We start from the raw sequence: 13,384 nt of genomic DNA on the forward strand, positions 1-13,384 counted from the left end.
ATAAGGGTGCCCTGTCATCAAAATCAACTTAAACAACTTAAGCTAAAATCACTTCTTCACTATAATAAAATCTGACCTTCTGTTTATTGCGTGCTCCTCTTCAGAACACTTCACTCCGTTGCTGCATCTGTTTTTAAGCTGCGACTCACCATATCCTTTCACACTCTCTATCCTTGACGGATCGATACCATGCTCAATAATGTATTTGTAAGTAGACTGCGCCCTGTTTTCAGACAGGGTCATGTTATATGCATCCTTACCTCTGGAATCGGTATGCGATTCAATTTTAATAACAATTGCAGGGAAATTTTTCATAATGTATACTACCTTATCAAGCTCTTCTGCTGCCTGAGGGGTAATATCCCATTTGTCATAATCAAAGTAAATAGGATTGATATCTACCTTTTCCACGTTGTCTTCTTTCTTAACAAGATCTTCATAGTTGTTAAGTTCAAAGTTTACGTCTTTAGTTTCATGGTTAGGTGTCTTATCTGTTTCCAGTTCTTTTTCTGCTTTGGTGTGGTTAGGTTTTGAAGCCTCTACTTTTATTTTTGAACCACACGGAACCTCAACGCTATAACTACCGTCTTCTTTGGTTTTAACCGATGCTATCTCATCACCAAACTCATCATACACATTAATGTCGGCCTGATTGATTGGCACTTTATATTTAGCATTAGTCACAATACCTGATACCGTTTGTATACAAACCGGTTCCTGTCTCGTAAAGTAATAGATGTCATCATCTCCCATGCCTCCTTTACGGCTGGAAGAAAAGTATCCGTATTTTTTATCCTTATCAATAATAAAGGCAAAATCATCCACATTACTATTTACCTGATTCCCCAGGTTTTTAGGCGCTTCAAATTCGGTCCTGCCTATCATTTTACTCTCAAATACATCTAAACCTCCAAGTCCGTAGTGACCGTCTGAAGAGAAATATAATATACTGTCGTTAATAAACGGGAACATTTCCCTGCCACTGGTATTTATCTTATCACCAAGGTTTTTAGGTTCACCCAGTTTACCATCGTCAAAAATCTGAGCAACATAAATATCGGCATCACCGTAACCACCAGGCATATCTGACACGAAGAACAGCCATTTACCATCGGCGCTTACCGCAGGGTGACCCACCGAATATTTTTTATTATCAAAAGGAAGTTTTTCGGTTGCAGAGAACTTCTCCCCCTCTATAGTCCCTTTGATTATCTCAAAATTACCTGTCCCCTCATCATCTGTAATTAGCTTATCATTAGGCTTTACAATGTTTGCCGAATAGTAAACCGTTTTTAAATCAGGCATAAACGATATGGTAGCGTTATGATACTGCGTTTGCTCTTTTGGCAGAAACTTCTGAATATTGAATAATGAGCCGTCTTCGGCATTCCTGTCGGCTACATAAAGTTCTAAATAAGGCTGCTCGTTCCATGAATAGGTTTTCCCTCCTACTTTTGTGGTGTCCCTACTGGAAGAAAACACAATCTGGCTACCATAAAATGCCGTACCAAAATCGGCTTTATCACTATTGGAACTCAAATTACTTACCGTATAATTAGACGGCTGGCCATTAATACTGTCAAGGTACTTCCTCTGGCTTATAAACTTGTCAATCATAGCCTGATCGCCTTTTTGTTCCAGTCTTTTCTTTAGTAATTCATCGGCTTTCTTATAATCTTCGGTAGCCCTTAGGGTTTGTATATACCTATTAAAATGGGTTTCATCCATATTATCGGCTAAAACACTATAAAGTTTAGTGTACCATCTTAAGGCACTACCGTTATTACTTGTATAGTAATAAGCATCAGCAACATTCATTATGGTTTGGGTACCGGGAGCAGATTCTTCCTTAAGATATTTCTCATAAGCTTTTGCTGCTTCCACATAAGCCAGGTCTTCAAAAAGCCTGTCGGCCTGTTTAAGCTGTCTCTGCTGGGCAAATCCTGATGCTATGCAAAATAGTAAACTGTATAAAAATAGTTTTCTCATCATAATCTTTATCTTTTAGAAAAATCTTGGGGATTTAACACGTTTGTTTTTAGGTAATACATCAAATCGTAGTATTACTTCGTGAGATCCGTCGTTGTACTTATTGAAATCAGTTACGGTATAATCATACGAATATCCTGCAAAAATCCCTCTCGTTATCTGGAAGCCCACAAGTGCACTTACCGAATCGTCCCATCTGTATGATGCTCCTAAAGTCAGTTTTTCATACAGTAGGAAGTTAGCAGAAACATCTACCGTTAAAGGCGCACCTGATACCACTTTACCTAAAACAGCCGGCTTGAACTTTAAATTCTCTGAAAGGTCAAACACATAACCACCCATTATATAATAGTGTAGCCTGTCTGACACGGTTGACTCCTGAACATCATCATAATAATCAGACCTGATAAAGCTTGGTACAGAAAGTCCTGCATAAAACTTCTCGGTATAATAATAAACACCTGCACCAATGGTAGGTGTTGCTTTATTATTGATGTTAGTATTAAGTAACGGGTCGTTTTGCTGATAGTAAATACCCTTAGACCAGTCAATATCCATAAGCCTTACACCTGCCTTTAAACCAAATGAAAGGTTAGCATCGTACCCCACTGGGATAATGTAGGCAAAATTAGCATTAGCAAAAAATTCCTGAGAAGGCCCCAGTTTATCATTTACAACACTTAAACCTAAGCCCATCCTTTCGTTAAACACAGGTGAGTGCAAAGTAAACGCCTGGGTTGTAGGAGCTCCGTCCAGCCCTACCCATTGTGAGCGGTGCTGTAACACTCCCTGAAAATGCCCTACCGTGCCTGTATAAGCAGGATTAACGGTTAGCGTGTTATACATGTACTGGGTATATTGAGCTTCCTGCTGTGCGTTTACAGCAAATGCCGCAAAGAGTAGCACGAACAGGAAATATCTTTTTATAAATTTTGGTGTGATTTTCATACTTAAATATATTTTGTTAATTGATAATTGAGAGTGGCAGTGCTGCTGCCACTCTTTTTATCTAAACCATTATTTATCTCATTATATACAACCAGCCTGTTTTCACTGCACCATCTACTTCAAGAACATAGTAGTAAGTACCTACCGGTAGCTTTTCTCCTCTTCTTACAGTACCATCCTGATTTGCCGTACCATCCCAGTCGTTTTGATAACCAGACGTTTTGTATACCGGCGAACCATACCTGTTGTACACCGAAAGCGTATTGTTTGGATAGTACTCTATACAATCTATCCTGAAGGTGTCGTTAGCACCGTCTCCGTTTGGTGTAAACTCGTTATATACTGTTAAGCATGACGGTTCTACCCAGGCTATAGCCTCATTATTATCTGTTTGGCTGTCTATAGGGTTGGATCCAACTATGAAGGCAATATTATTATAATCACCTCCAAACAGTACCTGAGTAACTACCTGCAGCACTGCCGATTCTCCCGGTCCAAGTGATGGTATAACCCATATACCGCTAACCTCATTATAAGTACCCTGTGTTACTGTAGAATCAACATAATCATAACCGCTTGGCAGCTGCTCGCTTACCTCAAGATCAGTAAAGGTACTGTTACCCTCATTTGTCACTGTAATGGTAAAAATAACATTTTCACCGATAAGCGGATTAAAATTATTAACAGATTTGGATATCGTTAAATCAGAACAGCTTACCACATCCACATCAAGCGAACCTTCTGTAGTTCCGGCACATCCGTTAGCATCTGTATAAGAAACACTTATATTTCCGGCACCAAGATTCAGCCATATTACTGTAGCGGTATTATCTGTAGCAGTACCTCCCTCTACAATTATACCTCCGTCAACTGTCCATACATAGTCGGTCATTCCCTCTTCGGTAGTATAAACCGTTTCTGTACCATAACATGTTCTAGGGTCAGAGTTAGATATAGTCGCAGTAGCATTACCGTTTATGTTAACCGTAACTGCCAGCCTTATCAAACTTTCACAACCTCCGTTAATGATTGAAGCATAGTATACTCCTCCGTCCATAAGTGGGGTATCATCCGGTAATGGTGCTCCTCCTGTTGGAGATGAGTACCAAATCACTCCGGTTTGATTTACCTGAATATCAGCTACTGTTGGCATATCACCTGCACAGAAATCCTGAGTAGTATCTGTAGTAGTTGGTGTAATACCATCGTTTACATTAACTGTTATTTCAAGCCTGTCAAGACTTTCACAACCAGACTCATTTACATAAGCTGCATAGTAAGTCATACCGTCTACCAATGCTGTTGAAGGATCCAACGGATCTCCACCAGTCATAGAAGTATAGAATATGGTTCCTGCAGGTGACACCTGGATATCAGCTATTGTTGGCATATCTACCCCACAGAAATCCTGAGTAGTATCTGTAGTAGTTGGTTTAACACCTGGATCTACCGTTACTGTTACAGCCAGTCGTATCAAACTCTCACAACCTGCTATCGACTGTACCGATGCATAGTAAGTAACTCCCGAAACAAGAGCCGTTGCCGGATCTACCACATTACCACCTGTTGCAGCATCATACCATGTAACTCCGGTTTCGTTAACTTGTATATCGGCTACTGTTGGCATGTCTACTGCACAGAAGTTTTGAGTTACATCATCTGTTGTAGGTGTTGCACCACCATCTACAGTTACTGTTACCGCTAGTCTTACTGAACTTTCACATCCACTGGTATCGGTTATACTTGCATAGTAGGTCATACCGCTTACAAGTGCTGCCGTATCCAGTATTTGTGTACCTCCTGTAGCTGCTGTGTACCAAACCACTCCGGTTTCGTTTACCTGTATATCGGCTACTGTTGGCATATCTACAGCACAGAATGTTTGTGCATCACTATTGGTGGTCGGTGTAGTACCGTTGCTCAGGGTAACTGTAATTGCTAACCTTACCGCACTTGCACAACCGCTAACAGGGTCAATCATACTTGCATAGTAGGTCATACCGTCTACCAGTTCGGTTCCTGCTGCAATTGCAGTACCTCCCGTTGCGGTATTATAGAATGTAATACCTGTTTGGTTTACCTGTATATCATCAATAGTAGGGTTATCCACACTACAGAATGTCTGATCTGTTTCTGTAGCTGTTGGAGTCATACCATCGTTTACATTTACTGTAACCGCTAATCGTACCGAACTTTCACAACCGTTTGCATCGGTTAAGCTTGCGTAGTAAGTCATACCATCAGTCAATTCTGTTGTATCCGGCAGAAGGCTACCTCCTGTTGCAGCATCATACCATGTAACTCCGGTTTCGTTCACCTGAATGTCGGCCACCGTTGGCATATCCACAGTACAGAAATCCTGAGTTGTATTTGTGGTAGTTGGTGTAGGCGCATCGGTCACATTTACAGTTACCGCTAATCGTACCGAACTTTCACAACCAGAAACAGGGTCGGTCAGGCTCGCGTAGTACACCATTCCATCTATGAGCGATGCCGTGTTTGCGACCACTGTGCCTCCGGTTGGGGAATCATACCAAACAACTCCAGTTTCATTTACCTGTATATCGGCTACTGTAGGTGTATCCACCACACAGAAGTTTTGGTTTATATTATTTGTAGTTGGTGTAGCAGCATCATTTACATTTACTGTTACCGCTAATCTAACCGAACTTTCACAACCACTTACCGCATCGGTTAAGCTGGCGTAGTACATTCCGCTCGCTAAAGCTTCTGTATTTGCTATTACGTTACCACCTGTAGCAGCATCATACCAAACTACTCCGGTTTCGTTTACCTGAATATCGGCTACCGTTGGCATATCAACCTGACAGAAGTCCTGAGTAGCATTTGTAGTAGTTGGCGTAGGCCCATCGTTTACATTTACTGTAACTGCTAATCGTACTGAGCTTTCACACCCGCTTACCACATCGGTTAAGCTCGCATAGTAAACACTTCCATCTGCAAGAGCTGTAGTTGCAGCCAGCATGTTACCGCCTGTTGCAGCATCATACCAAATTACTCCGGTTTCGTTTACCTGAATATCGGCTACCGTTGGCATATCAACCTGACAGAAGTCCTGAGTTGCACTTGTGGTAGTTGGTGTTGCAGCATCGTTTACATTTACTATAACTGCTAATCGTACCGAACTTTCACAGCCACTTACCGCATCAGTTAAGCTCGCGTAGTACATTCCGCTCGCTAAGGCTTCTGTATTTGCTATTACGTTACCACCTATAGCAGCATCATACCAAACTACTCCTGTTTCGTTTACCTGAATATCGGCTACTGTTGGCATATCAACCTGACAGAAGTCCTGAGTAGCATTTGTGGTAGTTGGTGTAGGCGCATCGTTTACATTTACTGTAACTGCTAATCGTACCGAACTTTCACAACCACTAACCGCATCGGTTAAGCTGGCGTAGTATACCATACCATCTGTAAGAGCTGTTGTTGCAGTCAGCATGTTACCTCCTGTTGCAGCATCATACCAAGTTACTCCGGTTTCGTTTACCTGAATATCGGCTACCGTTGACATATCAACCTGACAGAAGTCCTGAGTAGCATTTGTAGTAGTTGGCGTAGGCGCATCGTTTACATTTACTGTAATTGCTAATCGTACTGAGCTTTCACAACCACTAACCGCATCGGTTAAGCTGGCATAATAAACACTTCCATCTGTAAGAGCTGTAGTTGCAGCCAGCATGTTACCACCTGTTGCAGCATCATACCAGGTTACTCCGGTTTCGTTTACCTGAATATCGGCTACCGTTGGCATATCAACCTGACAGAAGTCCTGAGTAGTATTTGTGGTAGTTGGTGTAGGCGCATCGTTTACATTTACTGTAACTGCTAATCTAACCGAACTTTCACATCCGCTTACCGCATCGGTTAAGCTGGCGTAGTATACCATACCATCTGTTAGGGCTGTTGTATTGGCAACAACACTTCCGCCTGTTGCAGCATCATACCAAACTACTCCGGTTTCGTTTACCTGAATATCGGCTACCGTTGGCATATCTGCCTGACAGAAATCCTGAGTAGCATTTGTGGTAGTTGGCGTAGGTGCATCGTTTACATTTACTGTAACTGCTAATCGTACCGAACTTTCACATCCGCTTACCGCATCGGTTAAGCTGGCGTAGTACATTCCGCTCGTTAAGGCTTCTGTATTTGCTATTACGTTACCACCTGTTGGAGCATCATACCAAACTACTCCGGTTTCGTTTACCTGAATATCGGCTACTGTTGGCATATCTGCCTGACAGAAATCCTGAGTAGCATTTGTAGTAGTTGGCGTTGGTGCATCGTTTACATTTACTGTAACTGCTAATCGTACCGAACTTTCACACCCGCTTACTGCATCGGTTAAGCTGGCATAGTAAATACTGCCATCTGTTAGGGCTGTTGTAGCTGCCAGCATGTTACCACCTGTAGCAGCATCATACCAGGTTACTCCTGTTTCATTTACCTGAACATCGGCTATTGTTGACATATCTGCCTGACAGAAGTCCTGAGTAGCATTTATGGTAGTTGGTGTTGCAGCATCATTCACATTTACTGTAACTGCTAATCGTACTGAGCTTTCACAACCACTAACCGCATCGGTAAGGCTTGCATAATATATTCCGCTTGTAAGGGTCGTTGTATTAGCTATAACAGCTCCTCCATTTGCAGCATTATACCAAATCACTCCTGTCTCATTCACCTGAATATCGGCTACTGTAGGCATATCTGCCTGACAGAAGTTTTGGGTAGCATTTGTTGTTGTAGGTGTAGGTGCATCGTTTACATTTACCGTTACAGCCAGTCGGGTTGAACTTTCACAACCGCTTACTGCATCTGTAAGTACACCATAATATATCATTCCGTCAACCAGTGGCATTCCGTTTGCAACTACAGCACCACCTGCTGCTGCATCATACCAGATTACTCCGGTTTCGTTTACCTGAATATCCGCAACTGTCGGGCTGTCTATTAAACAGAAGTCCTGAGTTGCATTTGTAGTAGTTGGCGTAGGTGCATCGTTCACATTAACTGTTACAGCTAATCTAACTGAACTCTCACAACCTGTTACCGCATCTACCAGTGCTGCATAGTAAACAGATCCGTCTACCAGTAAATCAGTATTTACAAATGCTGTACCCGCCGTTGCGGCATCATACCAAATTACTCCGGTTTCGTTTACCTGAATATCCGCCACCGTTGGCGCATCTACCACACAGAAGTCCTGAGTTGCACTTGTGGTAGTTGGTGTAGGCGCATCGTTTACATTTACTGTAATTTCCAGCCTGTTTGCACTTTCACAGTTGTTAACCGTTTCAAACTGGGCTGCATAATATATTCCTCCGTCTACAAGAGGGGTTGTATCTGCAAGTAGCACACCACCTGTAGCGGCATCATACCATCTTATATTTACCTCATTTACCTGAATATCCGCAAGAGTTGGTACATCCACCACACAGAAATCCTGGGTTGTATTATTTGTAGTAGGTGTTGCTACCGGATTTATTAAACACGGATCACAAATTGTGCCTGTGTTATCATAATTATCATTATAGTAATCGTCTAATATGAAAACATCAGCAAAGTAGTTGTTAAAGTCACCGCTTGCCATACCTGGATCAGTAGACTGAGGATCGGTATCGTTATTAAACAACCTTGTACCATCGGCACAACAAGTACTGTTTGGCAATACAAATGTGAATAACAGTAATTCGTTACCGGCTACAAAATCGAAAGCCGAACCATCTGTAGCTATCGCGTGATAATCGTTTGCAGAGTCTGCTGCCGGGGCATAAACCTGAGAAGCATCCAGCCAAACACCTCCGTTAACCGAAGTTATCACTAAAACCTCATCGTCTACAGAAGCCGGTAAAACAACCGCTATCTGGCTACCTGCCGCCACAAAGAAATCACTTGCCGAGAAGTTAGGCATAGCATACACCTCGTAAGTACAGGTTGAAGGGTCAAACCTTACTGTAAAATCTATTGAAGGATCTACCGTACAAGCCGGACTTGTGGGGTTAGGATCACAAGGGTTTAGAGGGTTACTGCCTCCTGTAACCTCATCACCGTCATTAATCCCGTCACCGTCACTATCCGGATTTGTAGGGCTTGTTCCTATTGAAGCTTCCTGAGAATTTGTCAATCCGTCACTATCGCGGTCACAAGGACCGGCTGCCGAATTAGGGTCACAAGGGTTTAACGGATCTGTTCCGTCTGTTACCTCATCACCGTCTGTAATACCATCTCCATCGGTATCTGCCAGTGTTGGATTAGTTCCTAACAAGGCTTCATCGGCATTGGTAAGACCATCACCATCCCTGTCACATAGCGGACTATTAAGATTAGGACTACATGGGTCAAGCGGATCGGTACCGTTTGTAACCTCGCTACCATCATTTATACCATCTCCATCGGTATCCGGAAGAGTTGGGTCTGTACCATATACTGTTTCCTGAGTATTATTAAGGTTGTCGCCATCCTGATCACAGGCTCCGGCAGACATATCGGGCACACAAGGGTTAGTATCATCCGGATCGGTTCCGAAAGGAGAACCATCTCCATCGGCATCCGTAGGACAACCTCCTGTTGGTACAGGGCTACAAGGATCTAACGGGTTACTGCCTCCTGTAACCTCATCTCCGTCATTTATACCATCTCCATCGGTATCCGGAAGAGTTGGATCTGTACCTATAAGAGCCTCTTCAGAATTATTAAGTCCGTCACCATCCTGATCACAGGTAGCAAAATTGGCGTTAGGCACACAAGGATTATTATCATCAGGGTCGGTTCCTTCCGCTACCCCGTCACCATCATTATCTACTATTCCACACGATGTACCTGAATTGTTGTAGTTTACACCATAGTAGTCCTGAAGGTCAAAAACATTACCTATATAGTTACCGAAATCGGCACCATTCATTCCGGTATCAGACGGACCCGGATCTAACGAATTGTTATACAGCCTAACATCATTTACACAGCCCATAGCTAATGTAAACCTGAAAAGCAGCAATTCGTTATTAGCCACAAGATCTACGGTAGAACCGTTTGTAGCTACACCATGGTAATCACTGGCAGAGTCTGCTCCGGGAGCATACACCTGCGAGTTGTCAGACCACGGTCCTCCGTCTATAGTTGTGACAGAAAGTGCACCATCGCTAACCGCAGCAGGAACTACTACCGTTATCTGGCTACCACCCGCGAGGAAGAAATTGGCCTGAGTAAAATCAGGGCGGGCATACACTTCATACATGTTCGTTGCCGAAACATATTTAAGGGTAAGATCTATTTGCTGCGAATGCAAATATTGTGTGGAAAACAATATTCCTCCGAGCAATAATATTTTAAGTAGAAAACTTCTCATATGCAATTGGTATATAATTAGAAATAATTTGTGCGTAAAGTGGAATTCCTCTCCCGGTATTCCACTTTATTGGGGGATCTGCTCTATCATATTATTATAGTTGTTTAAATTTCCTGTATTTAGCGGATATGTTATTACTGAATTTTGCATTACCTGCCTTTCATTTCCGGCACCATCATACTTAACCGTACCGTCCATGTTTATATCTCCCGACAGGTAACCTTCTGCATTGAAATTCAATACCTGTCCCGTATTTTCGGAATCTGAAAGCACCTGGCTTCCCATGGTTTGCCTGTCATTATTTATTCCGTCATACTTAATCTTGTTATCATAGTTTGCATTTCCTGCAAATAATGCCTTACCTGTATAACCAGTCATATCCACATCATTCATTGCTACATTATCAGGACTGGTTGATAAATGATAGGTATTAGCATCACTTAGAGATGTAAAATCTATTGTAGCTAATCCCATTGAAGCTGTTATAGGATTTGCCGTCATAGCACCAAAATGGTTACGGTGTTTTACTGCTACATAAAATGTTTGTGGTAATGAGCTTATTCTTAAGGCTCCGCCTGTAGCAGCATCTACTACATCACCATCCCTTTGTACCAGTGCCGATATTGTTTTAATTACCTCTGTATCATCTAAAGGGTTTCTTATCTCAATAAACACCCAGTCTACCACCGCGTCACCAGTTCCGTCGTTAGCACTAAGAACTGTAGCATTTGTGGTTTCATCTCCGGTATTATTCACATGAGTAAACCTTGCGTTAAGCGTACTACTGTAAGGCTGTTCTTCCGGAATATGACCTCCTGTTCTTAAATCGTCACGCATAAGCCCGTCTGAAGTACCCGACAATGCCCCGTGAAGCATCATTTTTAGATTAAGTGTAACATCACAGTTTGTAGTTAAGGTCACCGTTACGGCCAAACGCGATGTACTCACACAGCCATTTTGGGTAATCTCTCCGTAATATGTAGTACTGGTTACAAGAGCATCAGTACCTGCATATGCAGTACCACCCGATGCCTGATTGTACCATGTAACATTGCTTTCGTTAGCCGATAAGCTGGCTACTGTAGGTGAGTCATATCCGCAGAATGATTGTGACGCATTACCTGTTGGGGCAGCAGTACTGTATACATTTACCGACACAGCAAGCCTTGAAGTACTCACACAACTATTTGCTGTTATTTCACCATAATAAGTAGTGCCGTTAGTTAAGGCATCGGTATCTGTATAAGCTGTACCACCAGATGCCTGATTGTACCAGATTGTACTGCCTTCAACAGTTACAAGGTCTCCTACTGTAGGACTATCCTGAGAACAAAAGTTTTGAGTAGCATCTCCTGTTGGTGCTGCTGTAGTATACACATTTGCCGTTACTGCAAACCTTGAAGTACTCACACAACCGTTTGCGGTTATTTCTCCGTAATAAATTGTTCCATCACTAAGGGCATCTCCACTATTATAAGCCGTACCTCCGGTTGACTGATTATACCATGTTGTACTGCCTTCATTGGTTACTAAGTCAGCTATTGTAGGACTATCCTGAGAACAGAAATCCTGAGAGGCATTTCCGGTTGGAGCTGCCGTAGTATATACATTAACCGCTACGGCCAACCTTGTGGTACTAGGACAGCCGTTTTGGGTAATTTCTCCGTAATATGTAGTCTCATCTGTTAAGGCATCGGTACCTGTATAGGCCGTTCCGCCGGATGCCTGATTGTACCATGTAACACTACCTTCGTTAGTCGACAAATTGGCTATAGTAGGATTGTCCTGAATACAGAAATCCTGAGTAGCGTTTGATGTTGTAGGCGAAGCTGTTGTATTTAAGGTTACCGTAACTTCAAGTCGACTCGTACTAACACAGGTTCCTGATTCAATAGAACCATAATACGTTTCTCCGTTAACCAATGCATCAGTCCCATTATAAGCTGTACCGCCAGTAGCTTGGTCATACCATACAACACCTGCTTCATTTACCACAATATCTGCTACTGTAGGACTATCTATAGTACAGAATGCCTGTGCAGCATCTCCCGTTGGTGCAGGTATATTACCCACGTTAGCAGTAACTGCCAGCCTTGAGGTGCTGACACAACCGTTTGCGGTTATCTCTCCGTAATAAATAGTTCCGTCACTAAGGGCATCTCCACTATTATAAGCTGTACCTCCTGATGCCTGATTGTACCAGGTAACGTTACTTTCGTTTGTTGTCAAATCGGCTATTGTAGGGTTATCCTGAGTACAGAATTCCTGAGTTGCAAAACCGGTTGGTGCCGGTGTTGAATATACATTTGCTGTTACCGCAAATCGTGAAGTACTCACACATCCGTTTACGGTTATCTCTCCGTAATAAACAGTACCATCACTAAGGGCATCACCACTATTGTATGCTGTACCGCCCGATGCCTGATTGTACCAGGTTGTACTGCCTTCATTGGTTACTAAATCAGCAATTGTTGGGGTATCCTGAGAACAAAAATCCTGAGTAGCATCACCTGTTGGTGCTGCTGTAGCATACACATTTGCCGTTACTGCAAACCTTGAAGTACTCACACAGCCATTTGCGGTTATCTCTCCGTAATAAATTGTCCCATCACTAAGAGCATCCCCACTATTATAAGCTGTACCTCCAGATGCCTGATTGTACCAGGTTGTACTGCCTTCAACAGTTACAAGGTCTCCTACTGTAGGACTATCCTGAGAACAAAAGTTTTGAGTAGCATCTCCTGTTGGCGCTGCTGTAGTATACACATTTGCCGTTACTGCAAACCTTGAAGTACTAACACAACCGTTTGCGGTTATCTCTCCATAATAAATTGTCCCATCACTAAGGGCATCTCCACTATTGTATGCTGTACCTCCTGATGCCTGATTGTACCAGGTTGTACTGCCTTCATTAGTTACTAAATCAGCAATTATTGGTGTATCCTGAAAACAGAAGTTCTGAGTAGCATCTCCTGTTGGGGCTGCTGTAGTATACACATTTGCCGTTACTGCAAACCTTGAAGTACTAACACAACCGTTTGCGGTTATCTCTCCATAATAAATTGTCCCATCACTAAG

General features: G+C 42.6%; 4 protein-coding genes. All 4 read right to left on the minus strand.

Annotated features, from left to right (window positions below):
• Positions 1-48 precede the first annotated feature (48 nt).
• The gene (locus ABS768_RS11190; RefSeq protein WP_408075050.1) at positions 49-1,992 is read right to left on the minus strand and encodes an OmpA family protein; all 1,944 of its coding nucleotides are present in this window, start codon (positions 1,990-1,992) and stop codon (positions 49-51) included.
• A 12-nt stretch (positions 1,993-2,004) separates the two neighbouring features.
• On the minus strand, positions 2,005-2,937 hold the full coding sequence (locus tag ABS768_RS11195; protein WP_408075051.1) for a PorP/SprF family type IX secretion system membrane protein: 933 nt from the start codon (positions 2,935-2,937) through the stop codon (positions 2,005-2,007).
• A 73-nt stretch (positions 2,938-3,010) separates the two neighbouring features.
• Positions 3,011-10,306 carry an Ig-like domain-containing protein gene (locus ABS768_RS11200; RefSeq protein WP_408075052.1) on the minus strand — a complete coding sequence of 2,432 codons (7,296 nt, stop codon included), beginning with the start codon at positions 10,304-10,306 and terminating at the stop codon, positions 3,011-3,013.
• Between the two features lie 66 nt (positions 10,307-10,372).
• On the minus strand, positions 10,373-13,384 hold a 3,012-nt coding region (locus tag ABS768_RS11205), incomplete at its 5' end, for an Ig-like domain-containing protein (RefSeq protein WP_456264636.1).

This window comes from Flavobacterium rhizophilum (assembly GCF_046000485.1).
Taxonomy (GTDB): Bacteria; Bacteroidota; Bacteroidia; order Flavobacteriales; family Flavobacteriaceae; genus Flavobacterium; species Flavobacterium rhizophilum.